Here is a 16,739-nt window from a genome sequence, read left to right as displayed (position 1 = left end):
CCCGCCCATTTGGGGCGCAACGCGGGGGTGGGGCCTCTCCAGTCGGGCTACGCCCTCCCTGCGAGCCCCCACCCCCGCGTTCTCATCCTGATTGACGCTGGATTCTCACCTTGTTTGTCGCGCGGCACGTCGTACTTCGCGTGTCGGGGAGATTGTCACCCATCTTGGGCATGCGACCGGCGGACGGCCAGCCGAGCGGTTGTTGCATCGTTTGGGCCTTGGAGTCAGCGATGACACGGTGCTTAGGCAGCTGAAGAACCGTGCCCAAGACAGTGGCGAGTCGCCGACAGTCATCGGGATCGACGACTGGAGTTGGCGGAAATCGCAAACCTACGGCACGATCATTGTGGATCTGGAGCGTCGCGTGGTGATCGACATTCTTGAGGATCGAGATGTCGTCAGCTGCACCAACTGGCTGAAGCGACACCCCGAGGTGGAAGTGATCAGCAGAGATCGCTGCGGTCTCTACGCCCAGGCAGCACGGCAAGGGGCACCGCAGGCGAAGCAGGTCGCTGACCGGTTCCATATCGTACAAAACCTGCGGCAGGCCATCGAGGAGCAAATGAACCTTCACGGCCGTGCGACCGGCAGGGCGCTGCTGTCCGACGCCGACAACATCACCGCAGCCGGCAGCCTTCTGAAGTCACGCCTGGCGCATAGGACGTCTCGGGAAGAGATTTTCGCCACCATTCATGCGCTCCGAAATCAGGGGCTTTCATGCAGCGAGATCGGGCGGCGAACAGGGTTCCCGCGTCGCAGCATCGCGAAATGGCTGCAGTTCGAGACACCACCGGACCGCAGGCGGGCCGCTTTGAAGCCGACATCGCCGTGGTACTTTGAAGAGTTCCTGAGCCAAAGCTGGAAGGAGGGCATTCGAACTGGCAGCGCCCTGTTCCGTCTGATCCGAGAGCGCGGTTACGAGGGGAGTCAGTCGCATTTGCAGCGTCTGTTGGCGGGCTGGCGAAAAGCAGAACAGCAAGGGAGCGACTCCAAGGTAGAGCACGAAATCCTTAAGCCAGTCCGGGACCCGGAAACGGGGCACGCGATTTCCCCGGTCATCGCAGCCGCGCTGTGCATCAAACCCCGCGGAAAGCTCACCCCGGATCAAGCGCGGAAAGTCGACGCGCTCAAGGCCGGTTCTCCCGCCTTCGCAACGATGCGAAGTCTCGCCATGCGGTTCAACGGTATCCTGCGCAGCCGCCAAGCAGACCCGCTCCCAGCATGGATCGACAACGCGATCGAAACCGATCTGGCGCCCATCGTGCGCTTTGCCCGCACATTGAACCGGGACTTCGATGCAGTCAAAAACGCCATCGAGATGCCATGGAGCAACGGCCAAGCAGAAGGTCAGATCAATCGCCTGAAGACGCTCAAACGCGCCATGTACGGTCGAGCCGGTCCAGAATTGTTGCGGGCGAGAATGCTACCGTTCCGCCACACAGATTGAGGCAGAGCCCAATTAAGGGCTACGCGACAGGAGTATTGCGCCTCTTGCCACGGGTCCGATCTCGAGGGACAGGCCGGATGGCGCTCCGCCGGAGAGGATGGCATCCTGCCCGCACCCCCGCATGACCAAACCGGTCACACCTGGCATCATCCTGATAGTGTTCTGTTCGAATATACCAAGCTCGGTGGAAAGAAGACCCTCGCGAAGCAAGGCGTTGATTTCCAAAGCGGCATGCCCGGTTTCGGTGATGAACTGACCGACGCGCAGATATGGAACATCCTCGCCTTCATCAAATCCACATGGCCCGACCGTCAGCGGGAGGTCCAGGCCGCCCGCAGCGAAGCGGAATAGCAGAAAAGAGGAGACTGAAAATGAAATCGCTTCGATTTGCAGTGCTCGCCGTGAGCATCCTGTTGCCGCTTTCCGCGTTCGCACAGGAGCTGAGCGAGGAACGCGTCAAGGAAGGGAGTGGACAAAACATGGGGGTCATGCGGCGCGTTTTCTGTTTGCGACGGTCAGCCGACCATCGAGAACTGCGGCCCTTGTGACGGCTACTCGGTGAGCCCCTTTGGGCGACCACCGCATCCTTCTGCGCTTTCCCATGCGGGCATTGGCAATGTCATCGACTGATCCTTCGGCACGAGATGACGAGATGGGCAGCCCGTTACGGTACCGTCGGCCATAGTCGACAAGAGATTCCATGTTGTTCGCGAGATAGGTGTACAGTGTCCCGCATCGGGCCTGCACACGAGCGGCAGCGGTGCGGACAGCCAAAGGTTCTTCCGCAAGGCGGGTGCAATCGTGCATGAGCCCTTTCAGATAAGTTTCCGCGACCCGTGCTCTGCCATGCCACAGCCACCAGCGAAGGCTTTTCGCGGGGCGCTGGAACAGCACCGGAATTCCAGTGAATCCCGGTATCTGGACCAGACCCTGAACGGCGGCCTCGACATGTCGAATACGCATCGAGATGTGCCACCAGTCGAGGATATGCTTCACCTGGCCGTCGCCACCCATGGCATTCCGTATGAGGTTCGGGAGAGCAAGCTCGCCATCAGAGATTACCGTCAACAGACGGCCCGGCTTCCATCCAAAGTCTGACAGCTCTTCTCGCATCCGGCTGCCTGGCGATGCCGTCGCATTGGCGACCAAGCCAAATCGTCGGCACATATTGCGACTTTCAATCTTACCGACCACAAGATCCAGGTGTCGCTGCTGATACTCCGGTCGACAGCGGATATGCGCACCGTCCAGAAAAACCGTCAAACCCCCTTTGGGAAGTGCTTCAGCGGGATCGCCTGATGCCCTTCGACTTTTCTCGAGCCCCGCGGCTACTCTTCCCAACCGGTCACGCACCGTGGTGTGATGGGGCGGATGGCAGGGGAGGAAGCTTTTCATCAGCCGCGCGGCTTCGCGAAAGGAATGCCGGGACCCGAGTTCCGCATGGAGCCGCTGCAGCTCCGGGGTAGCCCGGTCAGGAAAGAAATAGGCCAGCGGAGAAATAGGTCCGCCGGGCATCGCCGCTGACCTGGCATCACACGAACAGCGGCGCAAGCGCGCGGCTTTGACCCGAACCCGCCCAAAGAGCGTGTCGAGATCGCGCGTGCGATAGTCATGAATGGCACGAACCGAGGCGCAATCCGGGCATACGCGGCTTTCTCGGATGATTTCCTCAACCTGATCGCAAAGAATTGCCCGCTGAATCTGTTCGACAACCCTCTTCCCATCCTCGAGGCGCAACCCGATCCCGTCTGGACAGGTCACCCGGTAGGGTCGTGAAATGCCGTCAAGCTGATGAGTGCGCTTCTCCCCGTTGTCGAAGGTAGTTTCGATTGTAATCCGTACGTCCATGGCAGCCCCACACGCAAAGAACTCACCTTAGCACGGGCCGCAACGACGAAGATGACCCCCATGTTTTGTCCACTCCCCCCTGCAGCCGTCGGCAGAAACACCAATGGCGACCGCCGCGCCGGAAGAGTTTCAGAGCAACGGCCCCGGATTCGGAGATCTGGCGCCGATTTCTGCCCCGGAGCCCAGCCAAGCCCCGCCTGCGGACACAGGTCCGAGCGAGTCGGAACTCGCGCTGATGGAAAGTCTTGCGACATTGAGAGCGGAACTCGAGGAACTGCGCGCAAGACCGGCCGAGACCGCGGATAGCGGGGCGGAGCAGGCTATTGCGGACCTGACGGCGCAAATTGCCACCTTACAGGAAGCATCCGCCGAGGCTCAGCGTGCCCTCGAGCGGCAACTGACCGAGCGGGATCGCGAATTGGATCAGCTCCGCATGGACTTGGAACTTGCACGGCTTGCACCACCAGAGCCGACCTCATTGGGACCAAGTGAAGAAGAATTGCGGCTGGCCGAACTCGAAAGGCGGCGCGCTGCTGAAGCTGAGGCCCGCGCAGTGCGTATCGCGTCTCCTATGATCGCCTTCTCCGGGATGGGCGCGGGTGCGGATAGGGAGAACACGCTGGAAGCCGCACGTTTGAATGCAGATGAAACCTTTGTTCGTTCGGGCGCACAACCTGCGCAGGTGACACGTGCCGAAGTGATCGCGAACCCATCGAACACGGTTGTTCAGGGCACCATGATTCAGGCTGTGACAGAGACGGCTCTCGACAGCACACTGCCCGGCGCGATCCGCGCCATCGTCTCGGAAGACGTCCATTCTTTCGATGGAACCCGTATCCTGATCCCGCGCGGCGCGCGGCTGATCGGGCGCTACCGCTCCGATGTCGCACTCGCCCAATCGCGCGTCATGGTGGCATGGGACCGGATCATCTTGCCCGACAATCAGACCGTGCAGATCAGCGCCTTCGGTGGAGACGAACTCGGCCGTACTGGCACCACCGGATTTGTCGACACCCGTTTCGCGCAACGCTTCGGCTCCGCCGCGCTGATCTCCTTGATCGGCGCCCTGCCTGCGGCTGCAGCGGGTCAAATCGACAGCGAGGCGGCGGCCGATGTTGCGAGTGATGTCGGCACCGACCTGCGCGATAGCACGCAAAGCGTGATGCAGGACTATCTGGCGATCCGGCCAGTGATACATGTCGATCAGGGTACACGGATCACGGTCATGGTCGATCGTGACCTCGAGATTTTCTGACATGGCTGCAAGTTATCTGGAAGCGTCGCTCGACCGTTTCGGCCCCGAGGTCCTGCACGACGACACGATCGAGATCTGCATCAATCCCGACGGACAAGTCTGGGGCGAATTCCAGGGCGACCACTTCATGCGAGGTCTCGGCAGCCCGCTGAGCCAGACCGAGATCAAGGACCTCGGCAACCAGATCGCCTCGGCCGCCTCGACGACGCTCAGCACGAAGAAGCCCATTGTCTCGGTCTCGATACTATATCGAGATCGCCCGATCCGCGCGCAAGTGATCCAGCCGCCGGCAGTCGAGGGCGGGTTTTCAATATCGTTGCGGTTCTTCTCCTCCCTGCCGCTGGAGGCAATCCGGCTCGGCTTCCTCTTTGGAAAGGAGCGCAGCCTCGAAGGTCTGCGGCGCGAACGAAACGCCGCGCTGCGCGATGTGGTTGCCTCCGGCGACATCGACGCCGCGCTGCGCTTCTGCGTCGAGAACAAGCTCAACATGATCGTTTCGGGCGGTACATCGACCGGCAAGACGGTCGCGGCGCGCAAGATCCTTTCGCTGATCCCGCCCGAAGAGCGAATCATCACCATCGAGGAGGCGGCCGAGCTGCGCCCCGAGCAGCCCAATGCCGTGACGTTGATCGCGGACCGGGACACGGATGCCCGCAGTGCCGATGTGCTCTTGGCCTCAACGCTTCGCATGCGACCTGACCGGATCGTCCTAGGCGAAGTCCGCGGGCGCGAGGCGATGACGTTTCTCGAGGCAATCAATACCGGCCACGGTGGATCGCTGACTACGCTCCATGCCGAGACCCCACAACTTGCTGTTCGTCGCCTCGCCATCGCCGCCCTCAAAACGGATGTGCCGATGACCTATGCCGACATGATCGATTATATTGAGGGCTCGATCGACGTGATCATTCAGGCAGGCCGCCATGAAGGCGCGCGCGGAATCACCGAGTTCTTCCTGCCGGGTCAAACCACAGATTTGAACCTCGACACGGTCGACGGCAGAGGCAACAAGAGCCCCTCCGTTGCCGCTGAGTAAAAAAGGAATCTCCCAGATGCGAAAACCAATTCTCGCACTCATGCTTGCCGCCTTGGCGGGCCCCCTTGTGGCGCAGACTTCGCCTCAGGTTTCAAACGATCTCACAGTGGATATGTCGCCTCAACAATACCGGATCTGCAACGATCGTCCGGCGCGACCAACTTGGATGGACGAAATCAATCCGCGTGAAGCTTACAAGGCAGCAGCTTTGATGGAGTTGTACGAAATTCGGGCCTGGGAGGAGATCGCTGAATCTGGCGACTGCGGCTGTGAAACCCGCTTTCCCGCGTGGGATAGCTCCGATGGTGAATATCATGAAAGGTATGCAGGCCTTAGCCAAGCCGAGCATTCAGCGTTTCGCCGCGACTGGGTTGAAGTAAGGAAGCAACTCGAGCCGAGCGTGCGTACAATCTGCGAAGCTCAAGGCAACTGGTAATGGGCGTCGTCAGCTGGATGGTCGGAACGGCAGACGCGTTCCTTGTCGATGCGGCTGAGTCTCAGTTCGGGGCCGTGGCAAGCAATACCGGCACGATCGTCCTGCTGATGGTCACGCTTTCGCTAATCGGCGTCTGCATCAACATGGCATTCCAGTTCCGCAGCATGGATGGGGCCAGCTTCTTCTGGTACCTGATCAAGCTGACCCTTATCGGTCTGTTCGCCTTCAATTGGGCAAACTTCAATGCAGTAGCAAACGCAGTCATTGGAGGCTTGGACTACGTCGCTGGAGCACTGGTGTCTTCGGTTGGCGGCGGAGGAGCCGGAGCCACACACTTTGCCGGCGAATTCGACATCCTGATCGAAAAATTCAGCCAGTACCTGAATGCCATCGGCAGCAACCTGAACTGGATGACGGGCGCGATCCTAGGCGGCATCGGGCTTATTCTTTTGAGCCTTCTCGGCTTCATGACCGGCATCGTACTCATCTTCGCCAAGATGATGCTGACACTCATGCTTGGCCTCGCTCCGATCATGATCGCACTGTCGCTCTTTGACGCGACCAAGGATTTCTTCCACAGATGGGTCTCGACGACAGTCAGCTATGCCTTCTACCCCATCGTAATCGCAGCAATGTTCTCTACCGTCGTCGGCATGGCGAATTCGCTGCTGGCCCAGATCGGTGATCCGAACTCCGCGACCAACATCGGCTCGCTGGTGCCGTTCTTCGTCATGGTTTTCTTGGCCAAGGGCTTCGTCGCGGCAACGCCCCTGATCGTTCGCGGCATCTCGGGAAACCTCATGGTGGCGGCGGCACCGGCGATCGTCAGCGGGTCCGCAGGGATACTGCGAGGGCTGGCTAACACATCTGGTGTCCAGGGCAGGGCGCGGATAGGGGCGCTCACGACGGGTGAGGCGATTGGACGTGGAACTGTACACGCTCCTGCTGCGGTAAAGAGCGCCGCGGCGACGGCGAGCGCGCAGGCGGTCAGGATGGCGGAACGGGCAAGACGTTTGCGAGAGTAGAAAGGAGAAATCAGCCTTTCGCCGCACTGTGCGTGAACTCACACAATGCGGACAAAGCGCTAATTCGCTGCAGTTACTCGAACGACCGCTTAACGGTGAATCTAAATTCGTTCGGCAAAGCGCCTGATGCGGTGCACCAGGCGCCTCTTGTTCCTGTCACATCGCGTTACTTGATAGCGAGGATGTCGAAGTTGTGGACGTTAGCGACCACACCGTCGTCCCACCCACCAGCGACCAACTCCGCTGCCCGTTCGTTCAGCAGCCCGGCGACTTGACCGGCAAAGTGTGCTTCACGGCCAGCATTGTTGGTGAAGATGTCGAAGATTGCGAAGGATGTTTCGTCAATCTGCAGCGCCGCCCAGAACAATGTGCCGGGTTCGGTTTCTCCGACGGTGGCACCAGCTGCGGTCAGCAAGGCTGCCAATTCCGGCCCTCTGCCGGGTGCTGCTTCGAGCGTGATGTACGTGGCTGTCGTGGCCGAGTAGAGATCAACCGGTTCCCTCACCGACAGGACATCGGAATTGTTGATATTCGCGACAACACCATCGTCCCAGCCCCCGGCGACCAGCGCGTCGGCATTTTGGTTCAAAGCCGCGGCCACAGCGCCGGAGAAATGCGCATTGCGCGCTTCTTCATCCACGAAGATATCAAAGATCGCGAGCGTATCGTCGTCTTGTAAGGCAAACCAAAGCACGGTGCCTGGTTCGGTGTCCGCGACAATCGGGGCGGCTCCGGCCAGAAATTCGGCGAATGCTTCGGTCTGGCCTTCAGCGGCGGGCATGGCGATGTAGCTGGCAGTGTGATTTTCCATTGGGGTTTCCTGTGCGGCTGCAGATGTCGTGATCAAGGCCAACGCGGCGAGTGTCTTGAGAATTTGGGCTTTCATGGTCGCCTCCTGATTGAGAGGTTGTTGTGGTTGGTTTCGATGCACCCTTTTCTCATGCCGAATGCCTCAGGCACCAATCCCGAACTTCTATTCTTTGATAGACATGTGCTATGGTGAACCTCATGGCGGAAAGTGACGGAGACTGTGGCAGTGGAGATGAACCAGATCAGGTATTTTTTGGCTGTCTGCCAGCATCGCAACTTCACCCATGCCGCTAGCGCCTCAAATGTTTCCCAACCGTCCTTGACGACCGCGATCAAGAAACTTGAACACGAGCTCGGGGGTGATCTGTTTGTCAGGGACCGCGCGGGATGCAGGTTGACGGCACTCGGAAAACTCATGCAGCCAAGGCTACAGAAAGCGCATGACGAAACGCAGGCAGCTAAGGCAGAAGCCGTCCGCCACACGCGACTAGAGCGGGTTCCTATTTCTGTCGGTGTTGGCGAAACGATTGGTCACAACCGGATTTCAGCCGCCGTGGAACGCTTCCGTACACGATTGCCGCAAGCCGAAATAGAGTTGATCGTGGCGTCTGCCTCCAAGCTTCTGGCCGGATTGCGAGAGGGTGAATTTGACGTCGTTGTCACAGCGGCGACGGTCAGTGAAGACCTCTATCGAATAGACCAGCTCTATGACGAGTCCTACAAGGTTGTGGTGTCCAAGTCGCACCCGTGGTCTGGACGAAACGCTATTTCTCTTTCGACACTCGCTGAAACTGACATGCTCGATCGACCCAATTGCGAAATGCGCGATGCGTTGCATCGGGCATGTGCAGACCAAGGTCACGAACTCTACGCGGCCTATCGGTCAAATCGCGTGGATTGGTTAGTCGAACTCGCGCGGCGGGGATTAGGCGCGGTAATTTTGCCAACCACGGCAATTCCAGCAGACAGTGGCCTCGTTTCGATACTCATCGACGGCCCTGAAATTTCGCGAACTGTTTCTGCTCTTCGTTATCGGCACCAAACGACGAGACCAGAGACAAATGATCTGATCCGTGAGATTGCGCGTGTGTAGGGGCGCTGTTGCACAAATCAGATGATGACCGCAGTTCCCCTTTCTCCGGACACACTTATCCCAGTGCCACGGTGACCGGGATGCCGAGGGCAGTGAAGCGGTTCATTACCGCCGCACGGATCTGAACTTCGGCAACCTGGCGGTCGAAGTCGCGGGACATCAGCTTCTGTCCGAGTAGCTTTACGCAGTTCATTTTCGTTTCCACTCTGCCACGTCGGTGGTAGCCGCTCCAGTTCCGCCACAGCGCCCGGCCAAGATGCTTTGACGTCCGCAGTATCTCGTTGCGCGCTCGGGCTCCTGCTGTTCCTGCTGGCCCTGTGCCGTTCCGGCGAACGCGCCGGCCGACTGACCGAGCAGCTTGAAACCATGGAGAAAACCTATGACGCCCAAAAGCGAATGCTCGAGGCAGCGGCGCGCCGTCCTCGTTCTCGCGACGATCTGGCCGAGCGGCTGCGCCACGGGCGCTTTTGACGTCGCCAGCCTCGGAGGGTGCCCGCCCGTGGTCGAATACAGCCGGGGATCTCAGGCGCAGGCTAGCTAAAGATAGGCTGCTGCCGTCCGAAGAATCGACCAATCACGAACACTCATTCCAACTGCTCCAGCGTGACGGAAAAGGTCCCGGTGACGGGAACGCCCTGCGACAGGTCGATGTCGTTGCCATAATTGTCCGAAGGACCCAGCTTGCCCTCGAAGTTGCCGCTGATACTCAGTTGCGTGCCGTCGATCGAGTGATCGTCGAGGGTGACGCTCAGCCCGCCACGCTCCTGTTCTTCGCGGCCATAAAGCACGGCGACGCGCTCTCTGTTCTCGTAGAGACTCACATCCATCTCGGGCACACTCGGTTCCCAGCGGGACGCCTCGAAGCCCAAGGATAGAACGATAGGCTCTTCCCCGTTATCGGTGAAATCGCGCACATGGATGTTGATCGAAGGCCAGTCCTCGCTGCCGCTCCAGTCGCTCTGTTCGGCCCAGACGGGGATGGTCCGTTCCGCGCCCGCGATCATCACGGTTATCTCGCCCGAACTTTGGGCATAACCGAAGGTGGCGAAAAGGCCGGCCGCGAGGGCTGTGCCGATGAAAAGGGGTCTGATGTGCATCAAGTGGCTCCGTTGCTGATCATGGGTCGTTTGGGGAAAACACGCTTCGCCGCAGCCAGTCGTTGATCTCGTTGGCGATCCTGCCCGGTCCATCGCCGGACACGCCCCAGCCCGACAGCGCAATCCGTGTTGCCGGACGTGTGTTGCGGAACACCAGCATGACCTTCGAGGTCGCCCGCTCCTCGGCGGAGGTATGAGTGCGCTCGAGTTCGGCGCTGTCCAGCGCATCCAGAGGATAGGTGTCCGAACGCGCGCGAAACCGCGAGTCGGGTCGGACCGTCACCAGCCCGCTCGGCTTGTCGAGTATCAGAACCGTGCGCTTGGACAGTGCAGCGTAGCCCAGATAGAAGGCGCCGTTGAGGCCGAGCAGAAGGACCACCCCGGTCATCACCTCGCCGCCGAGCAGATGGGCAAGCCCGAAAATCGTAACCGGTATCACCGGCAGCATCACGAACCAAAGAATGAAACGGGGAATGGCCAGCTCGATCTCGAACCGCTCGGGGGTGTTCAGCTGCGCCATCATGGCCGGTCCTCCGAGGTTCGTGACAACCATGACGTGATCTCGGCAGCCATCCGGGCCATGTCCTCGCGATCCGCACGGCCCGTCGGTATCTGGATTTCGAGCGGGGAGCTGTCGTCGGCTGTGACCAGGGCAAGCTCGGCCTTTTCAGGTCCAGCAGAACTACCGTAGCGGATGCGCGGTTCGACCCGCAAGGACGGTGCCAGTGGAACCGTTCTATCCTCTCGTCCCTGCAGGCGCGTCACCCGCAACCGCGCATGACCTGCCACACGATCGAGGCGCAGTTGCGTCACCACCGCCGTCTCGCGCAAGATGAGGCCGCCGATCAGCGCCGTCATCGCCAGAACCGTGACCCCCGTGCCGATGGCGCCATCCGCGAGCGCGGCAAGGCCCATGGCAGCAGTCAACAGGGTTACGCCGACCGCGATCGCGGCGCGGCGGATGGGCCGGTATTCGATCTCGAGCACGGCGTCCGTCTGCTGCAAGACGCGGAAGGGATCAGCGAGCAGATTTGGTAGGGTCACGGCATCCCCAGGTCTGTGTCGATCCAGCCCTCCACGAGTTTGCATGTTGTCGGCGCATCGCTGCGGCAGAGGGAGGCGACGAATTTGGCTTCCATCCGGCCAGCACCATCGAGGTCGAGCCGTTCGAGCATAATCTTGGGTTCGTGCGGTGCCCCTTCGCTTTGCCAGGCCGGTCCGGTCGCACCGTCGGGACGGATGTCGATGGTAATGCCCGCCGGGGCCGCGTCGGCCGAAGGCTCCCCTTCGAAAATCAGATTGATGTGGAAATGTCCGTCCCCCATGGCGTTGATGTCGATCAGGGTCAACGGACCGATATCGTTGACCTGCACCATGGCCGCACCGTCGTCCATCCGCAGCACCTCCCACCTCCGGTCTGCGCCATCAAGATAGGCCGTCACGGTACCGACGGAATCTAGCGCAACGGCCGGTGTGGCGACAAAGCCAAGTGCAAGGAAAAGTCTTTTCATGGCAACTACCTCCGGCTCAGGCTGATTTCGCGGGCGCCTCTGCCCGAGTTCCATTTCGTCCCCATCGCTTCGGTTTCGGAGAAGAAGCTGATGATGCCGTCTGCACGCCGTGCGCCGCTGCCGATGTGCCACGAGAATTGCGGGGCAAGGCCGATGTCGCATCCAAGCACGAAGGCCCATTCGACCACATCTGGCTCGATCGCGAACATGCTCGGGTCCATCGGCGCGCCCTTGACGAAATCATAGCGCAACTCTCTGTTGCCACCCCGTACCGGGACGAGTTCGGTCTGCATCCCGTCAGCGGCGATGTAGAGCCTGTTGCGCATCCGGTCGTAGACGATTTCCAGAGCGTTCCTGTGGACCCCCATCGTCGGACCGATGCCGCGGGCCGTTTCGGTCCAGCTGCCTTCCAGCAACGGTCCAATGCGCCTCAGATCGAGCTTGTCCGCGCCCCGCGGTGTCTCGGAACAGATCTCGTTCGGTATGGCGGTGTTCTGCTGGGCTAATGCCGGAACAGCATTGGCGAAGAGAAGAGCGGAAAATGCGGCGCGGATCATTCGGTTGCTCCTACGGTGACGGGCGCGCGTGCGATGATGCGGCCCGAGGCGCCGACCCGGTAGCGCAGTTCATAGGTGCCGGCGGCGTCGGGCGCCTTGAGCTTTGCAGGAGATCCCCATCGCGTCAGGGTTGCCGTGATGCGAGCATCGTCGGGCGAACCGGGTTGGGCAAGCACGATCTCGTCCTTGGGTCCGGCCGGGCCGGTCCAGGCGATCTCGAACCTCTTGCCGGGCGGTAATACGGCGCCGGGCGGCGTGATGCTGGCCTCGGTCGCGGCCAGGGTGATCGGGCGCGTGGCGAGGATGCGCTGTGGCGCATATTGCTCGTAGCGCAGCTCGAACAGGCCGGTCTCGTCGGGCAGGCGCAGCGTCGCGGGGCTGCCGTTCCGGGTCAGCGTCACCGCCAATGTCTCGCCGACCGCCGCACCGGGGCTGGCCAGCGTGATGCGGTCGCCGTCCGCATCCGGGCCGGACCAGCCGATTTCGAGCGCACCGCCAGCCGGGGCGGTTTCGGGGGCCTCGAGCGATGCCTCGGGGCGATCCTCGGTCAAGGGTACGGCCACGCGCTGGACGATGTCGGGCATGACGGTCAAGACCGTTTCGCCTGCATGGCCCGGTGCGGTGGCGGCCACACTGTATTCGCCCGGCGGCAGGGCAACATCGAAGGGATCGCGCTTCTCCGCCTGGGCGACGAGCGCGCCATCGGAACCGGTGATCTGCCAGTCAGCCGCGCCCAGTTGCGCCCCTGTCTCCGCAGAGGTGGCGAAAAGCGACATCTCTACAGTGACCGCGACGGGTTCGGCGGACGTCACCTGCGCAAGTGCAGCGGCCAGTTCAGCCCCGGTCGTGGCTTCAAGCAACAGTCCGCCTGTTTGTTCCGGCAGGCAGGAGAGCGCGCCAACCTCGCCCGGCGCCATGCCGAACCCCACGACATGTGCGCGCAGGGCGATGCCTTCGGCGGCAAATCGCTCGGCCAGCGCGCAAGGATCACCGCCGCAGGTCTCCAGACCGTCGGTGATCAGCACGATATCGGCGGCCTCGGCGGTGTCGGGGATCTGGTCACGCGCCACCCGCAGCGCATCGGTGAGCGGCGTCATGCCCTGAGGGATCAGCCCGACAATCCGGTTGGCCTGGCCCGCACCGATATGGCGGCCCATTGGCGTGACCACCTCGATATCTCCGCAATCGCCACGCCGGTTGTGACCATAGGCCACGATCGCATAGGGCGCGTCGGGATCGCGGTCGACGAAGTAGTTTCCCATGACATCGCGCGCCACTTCGATCCGGCTGAGATCGCCTTCGAGCCGGTTCCACATCGACCCGGAGGCGTCGAAGACGATCACGGTGACAGGATCAGCCGTCAGCGGCGTGGCAGCGCAGAGGGCGGCGGCGAAGACGGCGTTCCGCATCAGTCGAGCCTCGGTTGCAGGTTTGGGCAGGGCGCATAGCGTTCCGCCCAGCCGTTGCCGATCACGATCAGATCGCCGCCCATGCGCGTCATCAGCAGGGTGCGTTCGCGCCACTCCTGTCCCTCGCCCCGGCAGTCGGCCCAGTAGGCCTGGCTGGCCCGAAGCTGCGTATTTGGGCTTTTGAGAGAACATGTTGAGAACAAAAGGCTGATTGACGGTCAGAGCTGATGTTGGATGATGCTTGCGTCTGGAGGTGTCATGACAGAGCAAGCATTTGCCTCGGTGTGGGGGCTTTCGTATTCTGATTTTGAATTTCTCAATCGGTTCGGGGCGAAGTCTCGGGTAGCGATTGCATGCCAGCTCCTCTTTTTTCGCCAACATGCAAGGTTTCCTGCCGACCGCAGTGATCTTGACCCTGATGTGATCGCGTACGTTGCGGATCAGATTGGGGCGACAGACGATCTTTCCTACTCATTTTCCAGTGATACCGCGCGACGGCAACGTGCGGGCATTCTCGATTTTCTTGGATTTCGTCGAGCTTCTGATCGTGACCGCGCCAATCTCCAGGCCTGGATGATTGAGCAGCTTGGTGGGCAGGACCTGACCTTGGCAGACTGGATCGAACGTGGTTTTGACCAGGCGCGGCAGCTGGGCGTTTTTATCCCGTCAGACAAGCTCATGGAACGCCTTGCCCGCGCTGCCCGCCGGGATTTTCGCGATGGTTTTCTGATGCGTGTAGGTGCGCTGCTCCACGCCGAAACCATTGAGCAACTAGAATGGGCGCTCTCGGAGCCTTTGGCCGATACGGGGTTTCAGCGACTGAAGGATGATGTGGGCGCGGCAACGCTGGAAAGCGTGTTGCTGGCAGCTAGGAAGGTGTCCTTTGTCGATGGTCTCGATCTACCAATGGCTGTTCTTGATAGGGTCGAGCGGGGATGGATTGCGCGGCTTGCGCGTCAGGTAGAAGGTGAAACCGCCTCGGAAATGCGCCGTCATGCCCCCGAGAATTCTTGACGACCATGCGGTTTGTTTCAATCCGTTCGCCGGATGGTTCCGGCGAGTTCGGTTGCCTCACTCAGCGTGTTGGAAATGGTGCCATATTTGCGGATGTTGCGGTGCAAAAGGTCGAGCCTCTGATCGCTCTCGTCCGTATCGACCACGATCTCGTAGTCGATACGGACCATTTTCGGTGGGCTGTCCTGTCGGACTCCATGCAGTTTGATGTCAATCGCCCGCAGATCAAACCCGAGCATGGGCGCCACCCGCTCGGCCCCTTTCAGCATGCAGGCCGCCAAGCTCGCCAATAGCATTTCTGCCGGATTGAACGCGTCGTCGCGGCCCGCCATGTCTGTGTCCAAAACGATCCGTGCATCCTTTGCACGGGCTTCTGATCCGTGACTGTCGATCCGGCGGGCGGTCACGTCATACTCAAGCATGTCTTTCACTCCAAAAAGGTCGACGTCCGGCAAACTCACGCTGTCAGCCATTTCTCCAGCCTGGCTTCGTCGGGAAGTCCACCCGCGTGGACGAGCTTTCCATCAACCGCGAGCCCCGGTGTCGACATGACACCCGCTATTGCGATGGATCTGGCATCCGTCACCTTTTCGATGGCGACATCAATGCCCAGTTTCGCAGCCGCGTCGCGCACCATTTTCTCGGTGGTTTCACAGCGCTTGCAGCCGGGGCCGAAGACTTTGACAGATTTCACGGGATGTCCTTTCAAGTGCGTATCTATGAGGTCGGTTACAGAAGGAAGTTGAAGAGATAGCCGGTGGCGAGGATGCCGGCCGAGACAACGGCGATGAAGATCGCGATCAGACGCAGGGTCAGCACCTGTTTGAGAATGATCATTTCCGGCAGCGACAGCGCGATCACCGACATCATGAAAGCGAGCGTCGTGCCAAGGGCGGCGCCCTTGCCGAGCAGCGCCTCGACGATGGGAATGACACCCGCGGCATTGGTGTACATCGGCACTCCCACAACGACCGCGGCCGGCACCGACCACCATGCCTCCCCCCCCATTATCCGCAGCATCATCTCTTCGGGGACATAGCCGTGGATCAACGCGCCGATACCTATGCCGACCAGCACCCAGATCCAGACCTTGCCGACAATCTCGCGGATTTGCTCTGCGCCGACCTTCAACCTGTCGACGAATGTGACGGCCTCCTCGGGCAGGTCGCCAACAGGGCCCGCATTCAGATCGCGCACCCAGTCCTGCAGGTAGCGCTCCAGCTTCATCTTGCCCATCACGTAGCCTGCGACCGTGGCAATTGTAAAACCGAACACAAGGTAGATCGTGGCGATTTTCCACCCGACCAGCGCATAGAGAAGCCCGAGCCCGACAGGGCCGACCATCGGACCTGCAATCAGGAACGAAAACGTCACGCCCAAGGGAACACCTGCGGAGACGAACCCGATGAAGAGCGGCACGGACGAGCAGGAACAGAACGGTGTCAGCACGCCGAGTAAGGCGGCCAGAGGATAACCAAATATCTCGCGCTTGCCCGCAAGGATTGCGCGTGTCTTCTCGGGGCTGAACCAGCTGCGCAGCACACCCGTGACGAAGACGATGCCCGTGAGGAGCAAAAGCACCTTGGGCACGTCATAGATGAAGAACGCGATTGCCTCGCCGGTGTGACTGTCGCGGGCAACGGGAAACAGGGCGGTGACCCATTCGGAAAACGGGATCAACTGACCGTATGCCAGCCAGCCAAGGACAGCAGCACCAAGGACTGCTGCATACCAGACCCAGTCGGCCGTCTGGTGTTTCGGAGAAATGTCGTGGGTTTCGGTCGTCATGCCAATTCCTGTTCAAAAAGTTTTTCCGCGTTCAAAACGGCAGAGAGAACGGCCGCGATTTCAGTAGGGATATCAGGGTTTTGCCGATACCTGACCCATTGCGCATCGCGCCGGTCAACAACCAGACCAGCTTCGCGCAACATCTTCATGTGTCGCGACATGCGGCTTTGGCTCGCATCGAGCCGTTCCATCAATTCGCAAACGCAATGCTCGCCCCCATCCCAAAGGATGGCGAGGGCCGCACGGCGGGTCGAATCACAAAGGGCGTCCAATATCTCTTGCATGACGCGTGTATATGCGCTTTGCCGCATATGCGCGTTGATCCATATCAATTGGCCCGATTGGATGCAGGTCCCTCAAGGAAAGATGCCATTGGCGCGCGGGGCAACTGCGCCACGATTATCTCAGATGGA

The 16,739-nt window shown here is 60.6% G+C and carries 20 protein-coding genes and 2 pseudogenes; 9 read left to right on the top strand and 13 right to left on the bottom strand.

Going from position 1 to position 16,739, the window contains the following annotated elements:
• Positions 1–91 precede the first annotated feature (91 nt).
• Both BHD06_RS13185 and BHD06_RS13180 read left to right on the top strand, forming a co-directional pair.
• Positions 92–1,447, top strand: a complete 1,356-nt coding sequence (locus BHD06_RS13185) for an ISL3 family transposase (RefSeq protein WP_080457445.1) — start codon at positions 92–94, stop codon at positions 1,445–1,447.
• Between the two features lie 15 nt (positions 1,448–1,462).
• Positions 1,463–1,798 (top strand): annotated as a pseudogene (locus tag BHD06_RS13180) (c-type cytochrome); the annotation flags it as partial.
• A gap of 135 nt (positions 1,799–1,933) precedes the next feature.
• Here the strand turns inward: BHD06_RS13180 and BHD06_RS13175 are convergent.
• On the bottom strand, positions 1,934–3,295 hold the full coding sequence (locus BHD06_RS13175) for an ISKra4 family transposase (RefSeq protein ID WP_040182552.1): 1,362 nt from the start codon (positions 3,293–3,295) through the stop codon (positions 1,934–1,936).
• Positions 3,296–3,398: 103 nt separating this feature from the next.
• Here BHD06_RS13175 and BHD06_RS13170 point away from each other — a divergent pair, with 103 nt between their 5' ends.
• From BHD06_RS13170 to BHD06_RS13155, 4 genes are read left to right on the top strand one after another with little or no spacing between them, the layout of a single operon-like run.
• Entirely contained in the window at positions 3,399–4,550 is a 1,152-nt protein-coding gene (locus tag BHD06_RS13170) for a TrbI/VirB10 family protein (protein ID WP_080457444.1), read from the top strand.
• A 1-nt stretch (position 4,551) separates the two neighbouring features.
• Positions 4,552–5,586: an ATPase, T2SS/T4P/T4SS family gene (locus tag BHD06_RS13165; RefSeq protein ID WP_080457443.1), complete on the top strand. Its 1,035-nt coding sequence runs from the start codon at positions 4,552–4,554 to the stop codon at positions 5,584–5,586.
• 16 nt (positions 5,587–5,602) lie between these two features.
• Positions 5,603–6,022, top strand: coding sequence for a hypothetical protein (locus tag BHD06_RS13160; protein ID WP_080457442.1), 420 nt, complete (start codon positions 5,603–5,605; stop codon positions 6,020–6,022).
• On the top strand, positions 6,022–7,047 hold the full coding sequence (locus BHD06_RS13155; RefSeq protein WP_080457441.1) for a type IV secretion system protein: 1,026 nt from the start codon (positions 6,022–6,024) through the stop codon (positions 7,045–7,047). The genes BHD06_RS13160 and BHD06_RS13155 overlap by 1 nt, the downstream gene beginning before the upstream one ends.
• Before the next feature lie 166 nt (positions 7,048–7,213).
• Here BHD06_RS13155 and BHD06_RS13150 read toward each other — a convergent pair whose 3' ends face one another.
• Positions 7,214–7,933: a putative quinol monooxygenase gene (locus BHD06_RS13150; protein WP_080457440.1), complete on the bottom strand. Its 720-nt coding sequence runs from the start codon at positions 7,931–7,933 to the stop codon at positions 7,214–7,216.
• 156 nt (positions 7,934–8,089) lie between these two features.
• Here BHD06_RS13150 and BHD06_RS13145 point away from each other — a divergent pair, with 156 nt between their 5' ends.
• The gene (locus BHD06_RS13145; RefSeq protein ID WP_217805672.1) at positions 8,090–8,950 is read left to right on the top strand and encodes a LysR family transcriptional regulator; all 861 of its coding nucleotides are present in this window, start codon (positions 8,090–8,092) and stop codon (positions 8,948–8,950) included.
• 55 nt (positions 8,951–9,005) lie between these two features.
• On the opposite strand, the pseudogene BHD06_RS13140 reads toward BHD06_RS13145, so the two are convergent.
• Positions 9,006–9,254: pseudogene (locus BHD06_RS13140) on the bottom strand (IS5/IS1182 family transposase); the annotation flags it as partial.
• Here BHD06_RS13140 and BHD06_RS13135 point away from each other — a divergent pair.
• The gene (locus tag BHD06_RS13135; RefSeq protein WP_080457439.1) at positions 9,212–9,421 is read left to right on the top strand and encodes a hypothetical protein; all 210 of its coding nucleotides are present in this window, start codon (positions 9,212–9,214) and stop codon (positions 9,419–9,421) included. The pseudogene BHD06_RS13140 and the gene BHD06_RS13135 overlap by 43 nt on opposite strands.
• Positions 9,422–9,534: 113 nt before the next feature.
• On the opposite strand, the gene BHD06_RS13130 is transcribed toward BHD06_RS13135, so the two are convergent.
• The 6 genes from BHD06_RS13130 to BHD06_RS13105 are packed head-to-tail and all read right to left on the bottom strand — an operon-like array spanning position 9,535 to position 13,524.
• Complete coding sequence (locus tag BHD06_RS13130) at positions 9,535–10,047, bottom strand: hypothetical protein (RefSeq protein WP_080457438.1); 513 nt, start codon at positions 10,045–10,047, stop codon at positions 9,535–9,537.
• Positions 10,048–10,066: 19 nt separating this feature from the next.
• Complete coding sequence (locus tag BHD06_RS13125) at positions 10,067–10,570, bottom strand: hypothetical protein (RefSeq protein WP_080457437.1); 504 nt, start codon at positions 10,568–10,570, stop codon at positions 10,067–10,069.
• On the bottom strand, positions 10,567–11,091 hold the full coding sequence (locus tag BHD06_RS13120) for a hypothetical protein (protein ID WP_080457436.1): 525 nt from the start codon (positions 11,089–11,091) through the stop codon (positions 10,567–10,569). The genes BHD06_RS13125 and BHD06_RS13120 overlap by 4 nt, the downstream gene beginning before the upstream one ends.
• Entirely contained in the window at positions 11,088–11,558 is a 471-nt protein-coding gene (locus BHD06_RS13115) for a hypothetical protein (protein ID WP_080457435.1), read from the bottom strand. The genes BHD06_RS13120 and BHD06_RS13115 overlap by 4 nt, the downstream gene beginning before the upstream one ends.
• Positions 11,559–11,563: 5 nt before the next feature.
• Positions 11,564–12,115, bottom strand: coding sequence for a hypothetical protein (locus tag BHD06_RS13110; RefSeq protein ID WP_080457434.1), 552 nt, complete (start codon positions 12,113–12,115; stop codon positions 11,564–11,566).
• Positions 12,112–13,524 (bottom strand): VWA domain-containing protein, encoded by a 1,413-nt coding sequence (locus BHD06_RS13105; RefSeq protein WP_176214354.1) that lies wholly within the window; start codon positions 13,522–13,524, stop codon positions 12,112–12,114. The genes BHD06_RS13110 and BHD06_RS13105 overlap by 4 nt, the downstream gene beginning before the upstream one ends.
• 258 nt (positions 13,525–13,782) lie before the next feature.
• On the opposite strand from BHD06_RS13105, the gene BHD06_RS13100 reads away from it, so the two are divergent.
• Positions 13,783–14,538, top strand: coding sequence for a DUF4158 domain-containing protein (locus BHD06_RS13100; protein ID WP_176214353.1), 756 nt, complete (start codon positions 13,783–13,785; stop codon positions 14,536–14,538).
• 17 nt (positions 14,539–14,555) lie between these two features.
• Here the strand turns inward: BHD06_RS13100 and BHD06_RS13095 are convergent, their stop codons facing one another.
• Genes BHD06_RS13095 through BHD06_RS13080 form a run of 4 tightly spaced genes read right to left on the bottom strand, consistent with a single transcriptional unit; the run spans position 14,556 to position 16,610 of the window.
• Positions 14,556–15,011, bottom strand: coding sequence for an OsmC family protein (locus BHD06_RS13095; protein ID WP_254892409.1), 456 nt, complete (start codon positions 15,009–15,011; stop codon positions 14,556–14,558).
• The gene (locus BHD06_RS13090) at positions 14,996–15,232 is read right to left on the bottom strand and encodes a thioredoxin family protein (RefSeq protein WP_080457431.1); all 237 of its coding nucleotides are present in this window, start codon (positions 15,230–15,232) and stop codon (positions 14,996–14,998) included. The genes BHD06_RS13095 and BHD06_RS13090 overlap by 16 nt, the downstream gene beginning before the upstream one ends.
• 35 nt (positions 15,233–15,267) lie before the next feature.
• Positions 15,268–16,326, bottom strand: coding sequence for a permease (locus BHD06_RS13085; protein WP_080457430.1), 1,059 nt, complete (start codon positions 16,324–16,326; stop codon positions 15,268–15,270).
• Positions 16,323–16,610, bottom strand: coding sequence for a helix-turn-helix transcriptional regulator (locus BHD06_RS13080; protein WP_080457450.1), 288 nt, complete (start codon positions 16,608–16,610; stop codon positions 16,323–16,325). The genes BHD06_RS13085 and BHD06_RS13080 overlap by 4 nt, the downstream gene beginning before the upstream one ends.
• Positions 16,611–16,739 lie beyond the last annotated feature (129 nt).

The sequence above is a fragment of the Roseovarius sp. A-2 genome (genome assembly GCF_002072155.1).
Classification (GTDB): Bacteria; Pseudomonadota; Alphaproteobacteria; order Rhodobacterales; family Rhodobacteraceae; genus Roseovarius.
Note: the sequence above shows the minus strand (reverse complement) of the source record. Positions and strands in the feature narration are given on the sequence as shown.